This is a genomic window from Stenotrophomonas sp. 2YAF22, from assembly GCF_052114665.1.
GTDB lineage: Bacteria > Pseudomonadota > Gammaproteobacteria > Xanthomonadales > Xanthomonadaceae > Stenotrophomonas > Stenotrophomonas indicatrix.
Genome location: NZ_JBFRFE010000022.1, coordinates 1 through 15,086, shown reverse-complemented (window position 1 = coordinate 15,086; position 15,086 = coordinate 1). Strand labels below are relative to the sequence as shown.

Annotated in this window: 13 protein-coding genes; 5 read left to right on the top strand and 8 right to left on the bottom strand. The window is 67.0% G+C overall.

Going from position 1 to position 15,086, the window contains the following annotated elements:
• Positions 1–1,627, bottom strand: a 1,627-nt coding sequence (locus tag AB4Y84_RS01985; protein ID WP_442249713.1) for a bifunctional alpha/beta hydrolase/class I SAM-dependent methyltransferase, incomplete at its 3' end; no start/stop codon positions are given.
• Positions 1,628–1,666: 39 nt separating this feature from the next.
• Positions 1,667–2,287: a CDP-alcohol phosphatidyltransferase family protein gene (locus tag AB4Y84_RS01980; protein ID WP_442244486.1), complete on the bottom strand. Its 621-nt coding sequence runs from the start codon at positions 2,285–2,287 to the stop codon at positions 1,667–1,669.
• Between the two features lie 213 nt (positions 2,288–2,500).
• On the opposite strand from AB4Y84_RS01980, the gene purH reads away from it, so the two are divergent.
• From purH to purD, 3 genes are read left to right on the top strand one after another with little or no spacing between them, the layout of a single operon-like run.
• Complete coding sequence (purH, locus tag AB4Y84_RS01975) at positions 2,501–4,084, top strand: bifunctional phosphoribosylaminoimidazolecarboxamide formyltransferase/IMP cyclohydrolase (RefSeq protein ID WP_442244485.1); 1,584 nt, start codon at positions 2,501–2,503, stop codon at positions 4,082–4,084.
• 17 nt (positions 4,085–4,101) lie between these two features.
• Positions 4,102–4,980, top strand: coding sequence for a hypothetical protein (locus AB4Y84_RS01970; RefSeq protein WP_442244484.1), 879 nt, complete (start codon positions 4,102–4,104; stop codon positions 4,978–4,980).
• 58 nt (positions 4,981–5,038) lie between these two features.
• Entirely contained in the window at positions 5,039–6,322 is a 1,284-nt protein-coding gene (purD, locus tag AB4Y84_RS01965) for a phosphoribosylamine--glycine ligase (RefSeq protein WP_442244483.1), read from the top strand.
• A 135-nt stretch (positions 6,323–6,457) separates the two neighbouring features.
• On the opposite strand, the gene rpoH is transcribed toward purD, so the two are convergent.
• From rpoH to rhlB, 6 genes are all read right to left on the bottom strand, one after another.
• A complete protein-coding gene (rpoH, locus tag AB4Y84_RS01960) occupies positions 6,458–7,333 on the bottom strand; it encodes an RNA polymerase sigma factor RpoH (RefSeq protein WP_100462199.1) in 876 nt (291 codons plus the stop codon).
• A gap of 254 nt (positions 7,334–7,587) precedes the next feature.
• Positions 7,588–8,313, bottom strand: a complete 726-nt coding sequence (ung, locus tag AB4Y84_RS01955; protein ID WP_312108806.1) for a uracil-DNA glycosylase — start codon at positions 8,311–8,313, stop codon at positions 7,588–7,590.
• Entirely contained in the window at positions 8,310–9,152 is an 843-nt protein-coding gene (locus AB4Y84_RS01950; RefSeq protein ID WP_025878611.1) for a response regulator, read from the bottom strand. The genes ung and AB4Y84_RS01950 overlap by 4 nt, the downstream gene beginning before the upstream one ends.
• 7 nt (positions 9,153–9,159) lie before the next feature.
• Complete coding sequence (gene ftsX / locus AB4Y84_RS01945) at positions 9,160–10,107, bottom strand: permease-like cell division protein FtsX (protein WP_223496878.1); 948 nt, start codon at positions 10,105–10,107, stop codon at positions 9,160–9,162.
• 2 nt (positions 10,108–10,109) lie between these two features.
• Entirely contained in the window at positions 10,110–10,796 is a 687-nt protein-coding gene (gene ftsE / locus AB4Y84_RS01940) for a cell division ATP-binding protein FtsE (protein WP_025878609.1), read from the bottom strand.
• A 119-nt stretch (positions 10,797–10,915) separates the two neighbouring features.
• On the bottom strand, positions 10,916–12,646 hold the full coding sequence (gene rhlB, locus AB4Y84_RS01935; protein ID WP_223496880.1) for an ATP-dependent RNA helicase RhlB: 1,731 nt from the start codon (positions 12,644–12,646) through the stop codon (positions 10,916–10,918).
• Positions 12,647–13,158: 512 nt separating this feature from the next.
• Between rhlB and trxA the strand changes: the two genes are divergently transcribed.
• The gene (gene trxA / locus AB4Y84_RS01930; RefSeq protein ID WP_025878607.1) at positions 13,159–13,488 is read left to right on the top strand and encodes a thioredoxin; all 330 of its coding nucleotides are present in this window, start codon (positions 13,159–13,161) and stop codon (positions 13,486–13,488) included.
• A 229-nt stretch (positions 13,489–13,717) separates the two neighbouring features.
• A partial coding sequence (gene rho / locus AB4Y84_RS01925) for a transcription termination factor Rho (protein ID WP_442249712.1) occupies positions 13,718–15,086 on the top strand: 1,369 nt, incomplete at its 3' end.

Below are 15,086 nucleotides of genomic sequence, written 5' to 3'. Positions count from 1 at the left end.
CCCACGCCGCGCCACCACGATGGCTGGTCAACGCACGCGCGATGAACTCCAGCTGCGGATGCCACGGCTGCCCGGTGTAGGCCAGGTAACCGCCCACCGGCACCGTCGCAGCGATGCCCTGCAGCGAACGCAGCACCGCATCGTTGTCCGGGAATAGTTCGTACAGGCCGGACACCACCGCCAGCGTCGGCGCAGGGTCCACCGCTGCCAGCTGCGCCGGATCGAACGCATCGCCCTGTTCGAAGCGGGCGATGTCGGCCGCGCCGAGGCGCTCGATCAAGGCTTTGCCCTGGGTCACGTTCAGATCGCTGAAATCGCGCAGCACGATGCGGTCGGCACGCTGTTCGCCCTGGCCGAGTGCTTCCAGCACGTAACGGCCATGGCCGGCCGCCACGTCCAGTACGCGCACCGGCGCACCCTGCCCGCGCAGTCGCTGGGCGGCATCGCGCAGCAGTTCCTGCAGGTGCTTGCCGCGCACGCGGATGCCGCGCCAACCGATCGCATCCAGATAGTTGCGGTCGACCATCCGGCCCAGCGGGCCCTTGCCCCGCGCCTCATCACGGTAGATGTAGTCCAGCGTGCTGCCCGAGTCGAAGCCGGTCTGCAGGCCCAGCGCGATGCCCTCCGACAGCGTGCCGCCGAAACGCAGGCCACCGCGCACCACGCGCCAACGCAGGTCGGCCAGGCTGTTGCGTTCCGGTGGCCAGGACAGGATCTCCGATTCCTCGAAGGTCGGGCCATGCCGATGCGCATCGCGCCGCGACAGCTCCTGCAGCGGTTCGGCAAAGCGTGCCTGGATGAAGCTGCGGATACGCGCCAGCGCCGGCGCACGGTCGCGCTCGCCGAGGGTGTCGTGGAAGAAGCCCGGCAGGTGCACGCGCTCCTTGATCGGGCTGGACAGGCGTTCGTAGAAACGGTCCTGCGGGCCACGATGCACCACGAAGTCCGAGCCCGATACCAGCAACTGCACCGGCACGCTGATCGCCTGCGCGTCGGCCACGATGCGGTCGGCGGCTTCGTACAGGCCCAGCAGCACGCGCACCGAGATCGGCCGGGTGATCAGCGGATCGGTGCGGTAGCTTTCCACCCGTGCCGGGTCGTGGGTCAGCCACTGCGGCTTGACGTAGCTGTTGACGAAGAAGTTGCCGCGCAGCTTCTGCATCAGCGCCAGCCCAGCGCGTGCGAACGGCACGTACAGCTTCACCTTGAAGGCGGGCGAGGCCATCACCAGCGCGCGCAACCGCGGCGCATAGTCATGCACCCAGGTGGCGGCAACCACCGCGCCCACGCTTTGTGCGATGACCACGATGTCCTCCACCGCGATGCCATGCTCGGCACCGATGTGGGCGATGAAACTGTCCAGGTCGCGTACCAGCGCCGGGAAGCCCGGTGCATCGCCGCGCGTGCCGGGTGAACGGCCGTTGCCGCGCGCATCCCATGCAAAGAAAGCTGTGTCGGGCAGGTCCAGTTCGTCGACCAGATGGGTGACCCGGCCTGAGTGTTCATGGCCGCGATGCAACAGCACGATGGCCTTGGCCGGCGTGGTTGCCGTGGTGCTCGGCCAGTACCGGTAGAACAGCGGTACCTGGTCGAAGCTGTGGAATTCCCGTTCCTGCGCCTGACGCATGCAATCTCCGTATTGATTGGGCGTGTAGTCTTGTTGTGTTTACCGCTGCGGTGTCGCCGCAGCTTCCTTCAATCCCTGGCGTACGCGACGGGCCATCGTCAGCACACACAGCAGTGCGGCCAGTGCGGCGACCGCGCTGACCACGGTCGCGCCTGCCCAGCCAAACGCCAGCAGCAGGCCCAGCACGCCGATCACGAACGCGCGGTCGCTCTTGCCCATCGGGCCGTCATAGCGGCGGCTGGCGCCGACCATCAAACCCAGTACGCCGGCGTACTCGCTCAGCGCGGCGGCCCAGGCCAGCAGCCACAGTGCCTCCGCACGCACGCCCGGTACGCTGAGCAGGCTCAGGTACAACGCTGCGTCGGCGATCACATCGCACAACTCGTTCAGATAGGCGCCCAGCCGCGATTGCTGGCCAAACTCGCGGGCCAGCATGCCGTCGACGGCGTTGAGGGCCATGCGCAGCAGCATCCACAGCGGCAGGGCCAGATACAGCAGCGGCTGGGTGGGAGCGCAGCACCACACCGCAGCGGCCACCAGCAGCGAGACCACGGCCGCAGCCACGGTCACCGTGTTGGCGGTGATCCCCATGCGGTACAGGCCGTGTACGGCCGGACGCAGCAGGTCCTGGAAACGTCCTTTCAATGCATAGATCGACACGATCTGAACCCGCTAATCCTTGGCAGTGCGGGCACAGCCTACCTGATTGCGACAGCACCACGTATCGAATTGCCTCCAATGCCGGTCCATGCAGACGCTACCGAGCGCACCCGCGACGGGGTCTGCACCGGCCAATTTCCCCCACCAGCACCCGCCACCGGCCCCCACCGCCTACAATATCGGCCCCGCTCCGCTGCCGATTGCCCTGTCCCCATGACTGCTGATCTGTTGCCCGTCCGCCGGGCCCTCCTCTCCGTTTCCGACAAGACCGGCCTGGTCGAGCTGGCCACCGCGCTGGCTGCACGCGGCGTGGAGCTGCTGTCCACCGGCGGTACCGCCAAGGCGATCCGCGATGCGGGCCTGGCCGTGAAGGACGTCGCCGAGGTCACCGGCTTCCCGGAAATGATGGATGGCCGGGTCAAGACCCTGCATCCGATGGTGCATGGCGGCCTGCTGGGCCGCTCCGGCCTGGACGACGCGGTGATGGCCGAGCACGGCATCGGTGCCATCGACCTGCTGGTGCTGAACCTGTACCCGTTCGAATCGGTCACCGCCAAGGCCGACTGCACCCTGGCCGACGCGGTGGAGAACATCGATATCGGCGGCCCGGCGATGCTGCGCTCGGCGGCCAAGAACTTCGCCCGCGTGGCGGTGGCCACCGACCCGTCGCAGTACGGCGAACTGCTGGCCTCGCTGGATGCCAACGACGGCCAGCTGTCGGCCGGCACCCGTTTCGCTTTCTCGGTGGCCGCATTCAACCGCGTTGCCCAGTACGACGCGGCGATCAGCAACTACCTGTCGGCGGTCACCGCCACCGACGCCGCCGTGCCGGTGCGCGCCGAATACCCGGCACAGATGAATTCCACCTTCGTGAAGGTGATGGACCTGCGCTACGGTGAGAACCCGCACCAGAGCGGCGCGTTCTACCGCGACCTGCATCCGGTGCCGGGCACGCTGGCCACCTTCCAGCAGCTGCAGGGCAAGGAACTGAGCTACAACAACCTGGCCGATGCCGATGCAGCCTGGGAATGCGTGCGCCAGTTCGACGCGCCGGCCTGTGTCATCGTCAAGCATGCCAACCCGTGYGGCGTGGCCGTTGGCGCCGGCAACGGCGATGCCTACGAGCTGGCCTACGCCACCGACCCGACCAGCGCCTTCGGCGGCATCATCGCCTTCAACAAGCCGCTGGACGCAGCCACCGCGCAGGTGATCCTGGACCGCCAGTTCGTTGAAGTCCTGATTGCACCGGACTACGAACCGGCCGCGTTGGAATACGCGCAGAAGAAGGCCAACGTGCGCGTGCTGCGCATCCCGCACGGCGACGGCCTGAACAACTTCGACAACAAGCGCGTGGGCTCCGGCCTGCTGCTGCAGTCGTCGGACAACCGCGGCATGACCCGCGACGAACTGAAGGTGGTCAGCAAGCTGGCACCGACCGACAAGCAGTTCACCGACCTGCTGTTCGCCTGGAAGGTCGCCAAGTTCGTGAAGTCCAATGCGATCGTCTACGCCAAGGACAACCGCACCATCGGCGTGGGTGCCGGCCAGATGAGCCGCGTCTACTCGGCGCGCATCGCCGGCATCAAGGCGGCCGATGCGAACCTGGTGGTCGAAGGGTCGGTGATGGCCTCCGATGCGTTCTTCCCGTTCCGCGACGGCATCGACGCCGCTGCCGCCGCCGGCATCAAGGCGGTGATCCAGCCGGGCGGTTCGATGCGCGATGCTGAAGTCATCGCTGCCGCCGACGAACATGGCCTGGCCATGGTGTTCACCGGCGTCCGCCACTTCCGCCACTGATTGCTGGAGCGACACGGATGTCTGCAGTCTCTTTGAAACCGCTTGCCGTGCTCGCCTTCGCTGGCACCGCCCTGCTGGCCGGCTGCAAGCCGGCTGCCGAACCCGCATCTGCCCCGCAGGCAGATGCGGCAAAGCCCGCCGCCCGCGAACCGGCAGCGCATGTCAGTCGCACCGCGCGTCTGCAGGCGTTCCTGACCGGGCGTTACGGCAAGGACGCCAAGCTTTCCGGCCAATGGCGCGGCAGCTGGACCCAGGACGATGAAACGCGCGCGATCGACTGGCAGGTCTGCGCCGAGCAACCGGTGGTGACCGGTGACAGCTGGCAACAACTACTGGCGGTGTGCGGTGCGCTGGTCGATGGTGCGCATATCGACCCGGGAACGATCGAGTTCTTCGTGCTGCAGCCCAAGGGCGATGGCTTCGGGGTAACCAGCGAACTGACCGGCGAGCGCTTCGGCAGTGGTGGCCAGCCCGGCACCGCCAGCATCATCCGCGCCGGCAGCGATTTCTACGGCTTCCGAGTCGAGGATGGCTGGTTCGGCCAGGGCTTCTCGCTGCTCTCGCAGACCCTGGTCCTGCCGGGCCCGAAAGGCCTGACCAGCACCGGCAACGTGCGCAGCCACATCGACAACGACGCCCAGTACGAATGCGAGAACGTCGACGCGGCCGCCGACCCCGATACCGCCGAAGACTGCCGCACCCGCCGCTTCAGCATCGATTTCGCACTGCGTTTCGACGACAGCGACCGCAGTGCGCGCGTCTGGCCACTGCTGATCGAGGAAACCGGCAACACCTGCGGCGGCAAGCGGGTGCGCCAGGAGCACCGCTTCACCCTGGACGCGAAGTCCTGGACCTACTCCTTCCCCGAATCACTGCGACGCGAAGGCTGCGAGTGAACCACGCGCGCCGCCGGGGCTATCGACCTTCCCTTCCCACGCAATCTGGAATCTCGTGATGAACGTACTTGTCATCGGCTCTGGCGGCCGCGAACACGCCCTGGCATGGAAGCTGGCCCAGTCCTCCCGTGTCACTGAAGTGCTCGTGGCACCCGGCAATGCCGGCACCGCCAACGAAGACAAGTGCCGCAACGTCGCGGTGAAGGTCACCGACATCGATGGCCTGCTCGCGCTGGCCCAGGCCGAAGGCGTGGCGCTGACCGTGGTCGGCCCGGAAGTGCCGCTGGTGGCCGGCGTGGTCGACCGCTTCCGCGCCGCCGGGCTGCGCATCTTCGGGCCGACGGCGGCAGCCGCGCAGCTGGAAGGCAGCAAGGCCTACGCCAAAGACTTCCTGGCACGCCACAACATCCCCACCGCGTTCTATTCGGTGCACACCGAGGTGGACGCGGCACTGGCCTACCTGCGCGAGAAGGGCGCGCCGATCGTGGTCAAAGCCGACGGCCTGGCCGCCGGCAAGGGTGTGATCGTGGCAATGACCCTCGCCGAAGCCGAAGACGCGGTGCGCGACATGCTCTCGGGCAACGCCTTCGGCGATGCCGGTGCACGCGTGGTGATCGAGGAATTCCTCGACGGCGAGGAAGCCAGCTTCATTTCGATGGTCGATGGCGTGCATGCACTGCCGATGGCCACCTCGCAGGATCACAAGCGCGTCGGCGACGGCGACACCGGCCCGAACACCGGCGGCATGGGTGCGTACTCGCCGGCTCCGGTGGTGACACCTGAAGTGCATGCCCGGGTGATGCGCGAGGTGGTGAACCCGACCGTGCAGGGCATGATTGCCGATGGCATTCCGTTCACTGGCTTCCTCTATGCCGGCCTGATGATCGACGCCAGCGGCGCGCCGAAGGTGATCGAGTTCAACGTGCGTTTCGGCGACCCGGAAACCCAGCCGGTGATGCTGCGCCTGCAGTCGGACCTGGTGGAGCTGGTGGAAGCGGCGATCGATGGCCGCCTGGACCAGGTGGAAGCGCAATGGGATCCGCGCCCGTCGCTCGGCGTGGTGCTGGCAGCCAAGCCTTACCCGGAAACGCCAATCACCGGCGAGGTGATCTCCGGCCTGGATGAAGTGCCGGCAACGGCCAAGGTGTTCCATGCAGGAACGACGCTGGATGCGCAGGGCCAGGTGCTCAGCGCCGGTGGCCGCGTGCTGTGCGTGGCGGCGTTGGGCGACAGCGTGCGCGACGCGCAGGCGAACGCGTATGCGGGTGTGGCGAAGGTGACCTGGGCCAACGAGTTCCACCGCAGTGACATCGGCTGGCGGGCGATCGCACGCGAAAACTAAGACCGCGCTGATCCACGCATGGCGTGGATCTACTGGATCGCGAAGTAGATCCACGCCATGCGTGGATTGAATACCTCGGAAAAAGCAAAGGCCCGGCAATGCCGGGCCTTTCCATTACTCAAACGCTTCATCGCCTCAAGCGGTGAACAGCGCCTTCATCTTCTTCAGCGCGTTCGCTTCGACCTGGCGGATACGCTCGGCCGATACGCCGTACTCGTCCGCCAGTTCCTGCAGCGTCACCTTGCTGTCCGCATCCAGCCAACGGCGGCGGATGATGTCGCGCGAACGCGCATCCAGTTCCGCCAGGCCTTCGCGCAGCAGCTGCATCTGGTTGTCTTCGCTGTCCTCGCGCTCGTAGGCCATCGACGGATCTTCGTCATTGGCCACCAGATACGCAGCCGGCGACGGCGGCGCGTGGTCGTTGTCTTCATCGGTCGGCGCATCGAAACCGATATCGCGGCCGGACAGGCGCGATTCCATTTCAAGCACCTCGCGCTCGGACACGTTCAGGTCCTTGGCCACCGCGGTGACTTCGGCGGCGTTCATCCAGCCCAGGCGCTTCTTCGATTTGCGCAGGTTGAAGAACAGCTTGCGCTGCGCCTTGGTCGTGGCGACCTTCACGATGCGCCAGTTCTTCAGGATGAACTCGTGCATCTCGGCACGGATCCAATGCACGGCGAAGGACACCAGGCGCACGCCCATGTCGGGGTCGAAGCGCTTGACCGCCTTCATCAGGCCGATGTTGCCTTCCTGGATCAGGTCGCCCAGCGCGAGGCCGTAGCCGTTGTAACCGCGGGCCACGTGCACCACGAAGCGCAGGTGCGAATGCACCAGCTCACGGGCAGCGTCCAGATCGTTGCCGTCGCGGAAGCGACGGGCCAAGTCCTGTTCGTTATCGACCGACAGCACCGGGATCTGGTGCACGGCACCGATATAGGCGTCCAGCGAACCGAGCGCACTGGGAATCGGCAGATTGTTTGCCACAAGGGCAGTAGAGGTGTTCTGGCTCATAGGCACCCATCTTAGCAGTCTGGGATTTGGACTGCTAAAGGAGGAAAAAGTTCCAGCATTCCACTGATGAAACACTGGTCCCAAACAGAGCCCTACCGTAACGCGATTTGATGACAGTGGCGAGCGCGCTTTTCGGGATACACAATCCCTTGGAATTCAACCCACTAGCCCAGAAAACACGGCCATTCGGGGTCAAAGGGAGCTGAACAGGTGGCGGCTTCGCCCATTCAATACCGGGCAGCGTTGCCCGCCGTTCAGCCCGATGGCGACAGCATCGCCCGCGGCGGCAGCGACCAGTCGATCGGCGCCTGGCCACGGCGCTGCAGGTACTCGTTGGCCATCGAGAAATGGCGACAGCCGAGGAACCCGCGGTGGGCCGACAGCGGCGACGGATGCGGGGCTTTCAGCACGCGGTGGCGGCCGGTATCGATCACCTTGCCCTTCTGCTGCGCGTAGGCGCCCCAGAGCATGAACACCAGGCCCTCGCGCTCACGGTTCAACACATCCACCACATGGTCGGTGAAGCCTTCCCATCCGCGCCCCTGGTGGGCACCGGCCTTGCCCTCTTCCACCGTCAGCACCGCGTTGAGCAGCAGCACGCCGCGCTGTGCCCAGGGAATCAGGCAGCCATGGTCCGGACGGCCAATACCGAGGTCACCCTCGATTTCCTTGTAGATGTTCAACAACGACGGCGGCACCGGCACGCCCGGCTGCACCGAGAAACTCAGACCATGGGCCTGCCCACGGCCGTGGTACGGGTCCTGGCCGAGGATGACCACTTTCACCTGATCAAACGGGGTGGCATCGAAGGCGGCGAAGATCTGCGGGCCGGGTGGGAACACCGCCGCACCGCTGGCCTTGCGCTGCCGCAGGAAGCTGGACAGCTCGCGCATCTGCGGCTGCAGCAGGTAATCGCCCACACGCTGTTTCCAGCTCGGTTCCAGCTGGATCGCCGGGGTGTCCACTACTTCATCGATCATCGCAACAGGGGTCCATCATTCAGTCGGGCCAGCCGCAGCTGGAACAGCACCTTGGTGATCAGCAGGCGCTCTTCGATCGGCTTCAGCACCAGGTCGTTGGCGCCAGCCTGCAGCAGGCCGGTCTGGTTGTGCGGATTGCCATCGCCGGTCATCACCAGCACCGGCAGGCGGCGCTTGCCGTAGCCGAAGTCCACGCGCACGCGCTGCACCACGTCGCGGCCACTCAGCTCTCCCTTCAGGGTCACATCGGTCAGCACCAGGTCGATGCGATGGCGGCTGCGCCCCAGCGATTCGGCGGTCAGCAGGGTGAACGCTTCTTCGGCGCTGACCACATGCATCACGTTGAGCTGCTGGCGCTCGAGCATGCGCTTGGTGGCCTCGGCCACCACCCGGCTGTCCTCGATGTAGAGGATGGTCGCGCCGGGAATGGTCTGCGGCTGCACGTAGCCGCGCACGAACGTCGCAAGGGCCTCGTGGCCCAGCGATTTGTCGAAATAGTCGGTGACGTACTCGGTGAAGCGGCGCTGCTCCAGGTGCTGCTGGGCGTCGCCGGAGACCACGATCACCGGCACATAGGCCTGCCCTGCCGCTTCGCGCACCATCCGCGCCAGCGCCAGGCCGTCGCCATCGCGCAGGGTCAACGAGGTGGTGACCAGATCGACCGGGCCCTGCGCCAGCGCATGCTGTGCGTCTTCGATGCTGTCGCAGCCGATCACCTCCACGCCCGGCAGATCGCGCTGCAGGACGTCGGCAATCAGCTTGCGTACCAGTTTGGAACCGTCAACCACCATCACCCGCGTCGCGGGCCCTTCAAGGTGCTTCAGCGCTTGCGGTTGCATGCCGGTCTCAGGTGTCTGTCGGGCGGGTCTGGCGGAGGAAGTGACCGGTCACCAGCCATGCACCCAGCCAGCCCAGCAACAGGGTGCCAAGCAGCACCAGGCTGCCATGCAGCAGGTCCAGGCCATGCAGCACGAACGGGCTGCCGTAGCTGCGCGACAGCTCGGCCAACGGCGCGCGCAGGGCGGCACCGGCAATGCCGATCAGGCCCAACGCGACCGCACCGGCGCCCAGGCCATACCAGGCACCCAGGTACAGGAACGGGCGGCGGATGAAACCATCGCTGGCGCCGAGAAGCTGCAGCACGCCGATTTCCTCGCGGCGGGCCTGGATGTCCAGGCGCACGGTGTTGCCGACCACCAGCGCGGCACCGGCGCCGAGCAGCACCGACAGCACCTGCACCAGCCGCGCACCAAACGCGAGCCAGGCATCCAGGCGCTGGCGCCACAACGCGTCGTGCTGGACCAGGTCTGCCCCGGGCAGGCTCTCCAGCGCGCGCGCCAGCCGCGCATCGTCCTGGCCCTGGCCAGGGGTGACCACCAGCAGCGAGGGCAACGGGTTGTCGTTGAGTGCGTCGATGGCTTCGCCGAGGCCGGCCTGGCGCAGCTCCTCCAGGCCCTGATCCGGCGTGCGCACGGTGACACTGGCCACGTCCGGGCGATCGCGTAGTTCACCGGCCAGGCGCAGCGCACCGGGGCCGTCGACGTCGGCCTTCAGGAAGACGTTGATGTCGCGCGACTGCTGCACGCTGCCGGCAAACTGCTTGAGGTTGTCCAGCGCGATCGACAGGCCCAGCGGCAGCGCCAGGGCCAGCGCCATGACCATCACGGTCAGCAGCGTCGCCCACGGTTTGCGGCAGGCGCGGCCGAGGCTGAACACCACGCTGTGCACGTGATGCTGGAACCACACGCCCAGGCGCGACGGCGCAGCGGCTTCGGTGTTTTCGTTCTTGGCCATGGTTACTCCGCCAGATCCTGCGGCGAGATGTCGTCCACCAGCCGGCCGTGGTCGAGGATCAGCACGCGCTTGCGCATGTGGCGCAGCAGCGGCAGGTCGTGGCTGACCACCAGCACGCTGGTGCCGCGCGCAGGCAGCTCGGCGAACAGGGACATGATCTCGGCCGCCAGGGTTGGATCGAGGTTGCCGGTCGGCTCGTCGGCCACCAGCAGCTTGGGCTCGCCGACGATCGCCCGGGCGATGCCGACGCGCTGCTGCTCACCGGCCGACAGCTGCGAGGGCAGCGCCTTCTCGCGGTGGCCAAGGCCCATGCGCTCGAGCACCGAACGCACGCGCTTGTTGATGTCGCCACGGCGGGTACCGCGCAGGATCAGCGGCAGGGCCACGTTCTCGGCGATGGAGCGGTCCATCAGCAGGCGGTGGTCCTGGTAGACCGCGCCGACCGCGCGTCGATGCCGCGGCACATCGCCGCCGCGCACCTTCAGCAGGTTGCGCTCGTCGAACATCACCGCGCCGCGGCTGGGCCGCTCGTCGAGGTGGATCAACTTGAGCAGGGTGCTCTTGCCCGCCCCGGAGTGACCGGTGACGAACAGCATTTCGCCCGGCGCGACCTCGAAGCTGACATCGGTCAGGGCTTCGTGGCCACCGGCGTACTGTTTGCTGACATTGTCGAAGCGCAGGACACTCATGCCCCGATTATGCAGGACCGGCGCGACGGCGTGGAGATGCCGGGGCGATGGTGGGTGCCGACCGTTGGCCGGCACGCCCCGAAAGCCACCCGACCAACGGTCGGGTGCTACCGCACCGATCAGCTGCCGGACAGCATCCGGCGGATCTTGCGGCCGATACGGGTCAGGAACGAGTCGCCGGCATCGGCGCTGGTACGCACCGGCTTGGCCACCACCTGCACCGGAGTGACCGGGCTGGCACCGTTGCCGGCGTTGCTTGCCACACCTTCGGCGCCCTCGACCGGACGGCCGTGGCGACGACGACGACGCTTGCGCGGCTTGCGCTCGCCATCCACCGCACCTTCCGGCGCAGTTTCAGCGCGCGGCGGACGCGGGGCCTGCACGGCAGCAGCTTCAGCCGTCACCGCACCTTCGACTGCGGCGGCGGCTACCTGCTCGCCTTCCACACGCGGCTTGCGCGGGCCACGCGGACGGCGTTCGCCGCTGCGCTCGCCATCACGGCCACCACGGCCGGCGCCAGCACTGCTGCCGGAACGACCGCCACTACGGCCGCCGCCACGACGCTCTTCCTCGGCGGCACGCGCTTCGCGTGCTTCGCGGAAGATCTGGCCGACGCTTTCGTTCTCGTCGCCTTCCTCGCCCGGTGCCGGTGCGGCACGCTCGGGGCGCGGCAGCGAAGTCAGGATCTCGCTGGTGACCGCTTCGACCGGGATCTTCTGTTCGATGTAGGCCTCGATGTCCGGCAGGCCCATCGCATAGCGCTCGCAGGCGAAGCTGATGGCATCGCCTTCCTCGCCCAGGCGGGCGGTACGGCCGATGCGGTGCACGTAGTCTTCGGCGTCGAACGGCAGGTCGTAGTTGTAGACGTACTTGATGCCGTCGATATGCAGGCCGCGGGCGGCCACATCGGTGGCCACCAGGATTTCCAGCTGGCCCTTCTGGAAGCGGTTGAGCAGGCTCTCGCGCTTCTTCTGCGGCACGTCACCGGACAGCACGCCGACGCGGTAGCCGGAACGCTCCAGCGAACGGGCCACGCGCTCGACGAACACCTTGGTGTTGACGAAGACCATGGTGCGCGCGCCTTCGCTGCGCGACAGCAGGCCCAGCAGCAACGGAATCTTCTCTTCGTCGGCCGGGAAGTAGATGCGCTGGCGCACGCGCGCGGCGGTGATGGTCTCGGCTTCGACCACCAGCTTCTGCGGCTCGTTCATGTGCTCATAGGCCAGCTCGAGCACGCGATGGCTCAGGGTGGCGCTGAACAGCAGGGTCTGCCGGGTGGAGCGCTCAGGCATGCGGCGCAGCAGGAAGCGGATGTCCTTGATGAAGCCCAGGTCGAACATGCGGTCGGCTTCGTCCAGCACGCAGATTTCGCAGGCGTGCAGCGACACCACCTTGTGCTGCTTGACGTAGTCGATCAGGCGGCCCGGGGTGGCGATGATCACGTCCACGCCCTGCTGCAGGATCTCGCGCTGCTTGTCGTAATCAACGCCGCCGTAGACCAGCGCGAAACGCAGACCCAGGTCCGAACCGAACTTGACCGCATCCTTGTGGATCTGGATGGCCAGTTCGCGGGTGGGGGCCAGGATCAGCGCGCGCGGGTCTTCCGGCTTGCGATCAGCCAGTGCCGGGCGGGTCAGCAGGCGGTTCACGACAGCGACCAGGAAGGCCAGCGTCTTGCCGGTGCCCGTCTGGGCCTGGCCGGCGACGTCGCCACCGGGCAGCGCGACCGGCAGGGTCAGCGCCTGGATGGGCGTGCAGCGGGTGAATCCGGCTCCTTCAAGACCGGCCTGCAGGGCCGGATGCAGATCAAAGGAGGAAAAGGTCAAATCGGTCAGCGGTTTGTCGCTCATGTGTCCGTCTTGGTATGGCCACGCACCTGCGGGCGGCGGCACTGAAATCTGTCTGGGGCTCCGTCGCAAACTGCGGCCCCTGCGGCGGGTCGGGCTGGCCGGGACCCCTCGGGTCCGCGCGCCGCACAATGCCCCAGTTTACCGCACTCGGGCCAGCAAACCGGGATTGGGCGTCTCAGGACTCACGGAGACGCACCTCTTCACCCCGCAGTACCGCGCTTGAACAGCAGCGCATGCACCCATGGCCTACCGCGCCAGCACCCCCATTTCTGCCATGGACAGTGAAATCGGACACATACCGGGCTCAGCCCCGATCACGATACGCTGGGTTCCAACCAGCATCTGTCCCCGCCCTGCGATAGGGGTACACTGCCGGCCGTGAGCGTCCAGGCATCCCGCCGAACGCACCGTGGCAGTCCGCCGCGAGGCAACGACGAGGGTCACGCCACCGGGCATGGCCCAGTTCACCCACCTCCGGCCTGGCCGGGTGCAATCCAAGACGAGAAACCAAGATGAGCGACAAGGTTGTACACGTCGGCGATGCYGACTTTGATAGCGCCGTGCTGAATTCCAAGGAACCGGTGCTGGTCGATTTCTGGGCCGAATGGTGTGGCCCCTGCAAGATGATCGCCCCGGCGCTGGACGAACTGGCCGATGCCTACCAGGGCCGCGCCAAGATCGCCAAGGTCAACGTGGACAACAACCGCGCCCTGGCCGCCAAGTACCACGTGCGTTCGATTCCCTACCTGGTCGTCTTCAAGGACGGCGAGAAGGTCGGCGAGCAGATTGGTGCCGTTGGCAAGGCCCAGCTGGCCGGCCTGCTGGACAAGGCCCTGGCCTGATCCTGCGGGTGACCGGCAGCCGTTTTCCACGGCTGCCGGGCGGGCGCCCCGGCGCCTGACTGAATACCGTATCCGGCGCCCCTTGCGTGGCGCCGCGGGCCGATGATAGTGTCGGCACATCCGGCCGCGTTCGCGTGCCGCATCTTCTGGACGCAGTTTCTTCCAGACCCATTCCCAATGTTCGCCGCCCCAGCCGGGCGCTCGCACCTTCAAGCGAGGAATAACGCTCTTGTCCGATAACACTCCCGAAACCGGTAGCGCTGATGCGCCCGCCGAAAAGCGCGTGCGCAAAGCCCGCGTAACCAAGGCTGCCGCTCCGGCCGCCGCCGAAACCAGCGCTCCGGCGCAGCCTGCCCTGCCGCTGACAGCCGCGCCCGAAGCGCCGGCACCGGCCGCAGCGCCTTCCACGCCGAGCGCGCCTGCCGCCGAGGCCCCTGCCAGCAATGGCGGCGGCGAAGGTGGCGAGGGCCGCGAATCCGGCCAGGCGCGCCAGAACAACCAGGGCGGTGGCCAGAACCAGAACCCCTACAACCAGGGCGGCCAGCAGGGCCAGCAAGGCCAAGGCAACCGCCGTGACCGTTTCCGCAACCGCCGCGACCGTGATCGCAATGGCGGCGGCGGCGGCGGCGGTGGTGGCGGTGGCAACGGCGGTCGCTTCCGCGACGACGGCATGCCGAACGACAACGGCGAACAGCAGCCGTTCGTACCGCGTCCGCACGCCAACGTGCCCGAGGGCTTCCCGGTCTATTCGCTGAGCGACCTCAAGCGCATGCCGGCCCAGAAGCTGCTGGAGATCGCCGAGCAGCTGCAGATTTCCGAAGGCGTGGCCCGTGCCCGCAAGCAGGACGTGATCTTCGCGCTGCTGAAGGTGCTGACCCGCCACGGCGACGGCGTTGCCGCCGACGGCGTGCTGGAAATCCTGCCGGACGGCTTCGGCTTCCTGCGCGCGGCCGAGGCCAGCTACCTGGCCGGCCCGGACGATACCTACATCTCGCCCAGCCAGATCCGCCGCTTCAACCTGCGCACCGGCGACCATCTGTCGGGCCGCATCCGCTTCCCGAAGGACGGCGAGCGTTACTTCGCGCTGTCGATCGTGGACACCATCAACGGTGAGCCGCTGGAAGCATCGAAGAACAAGGTGCTGTTCGAGAACCTGACCCCCCTGTTCCCGCGTCGCCGCTTCACCCTGGAGCGCGGCAACGGTTCGTCGGAAGACATCACAGGCCGCATCCTCGACCTGATGGCACCGCAGGGCAAGGGCCAGCGCTCGCTCATCGTTTCCCAGCCGAAGGCCGGCAAGACGATGATGATGCAGCAGGTCGCCACGGCCATCACCACCAACCATCCGGACGTACACCTGATCGTGCTGCTGATCGACGAGCGCCCGGAAGAAGTGACCGAAATGCAGCGCACCGTGCGCGGCGAAGTCATCAGCTCGACCTTCGACGAACCGGCCGCGCGCCACGTGCAGGTGGCCGAAATGGTCATCGAGCGCGCCAAGCGCCTGGTCGAGCACAAGAAGGACGTGGTGATCCTGCTCGACTCGATCACCCGCCTGGCACGTGCTTACAACAACGTCGTGCCGAGCTCGGGCAAGG

Coding starts and splice junctions, on each gene's coding strand:
- AB4Y84_RS01970 (WP_442244484.1), top strand. CDS start 4,102: ATGTCTGCAGTCTCTTTGAAACCGCTTGCCGTGCTCGCCTTCGCTGGC.
- purD (WP_442244483.1), top strand. CDS start 5,039: ATGAACGTACTTGTCATCGGCTCTGGCGGCCGCGAACACGCCCTGGCA.
- rpoH (WP_100462199.1), bottom strand. CDS start 7,333: ATGAGCCAGAACACCTCTACTGCCCTTGTGGCAAACAATCTGCCGATT.
- ung (WP_312108806.1), bottom strand. CDS start 8,313: ATGATCGATGAAGTAGTGGACACCCCGGCGATCCAGCTGGAACCGAGC.
- AB4Y84_RS01950 (WP_025878611.1), bottom strand. CDS start 9,152: ATGCAACCGCAAGCGCTGAAGCACCTTGAAGGGCCCGCGACGCGGGTG.
- ftsX (WP_223496878.1), bottom strand. CDS start 10,107: ATGGCCAAGAACGAAAACACCGAAGCCGCTGCGCCGTCGCGCCTGGGC.
- ftsE (WP_025878609.1), bottom strand. CDS start 10,796: ATGAGTGTCCTGCGCTTCGACAATGTCAGCAAACAGTACGCCGGTGGC.
- rhlB (WP_223496880.1), bottom strand. CDS start 12,646: ATGAGCGACAAACCGCTGACCGATTTGACCTTTTCCTCCTTTGATCTG.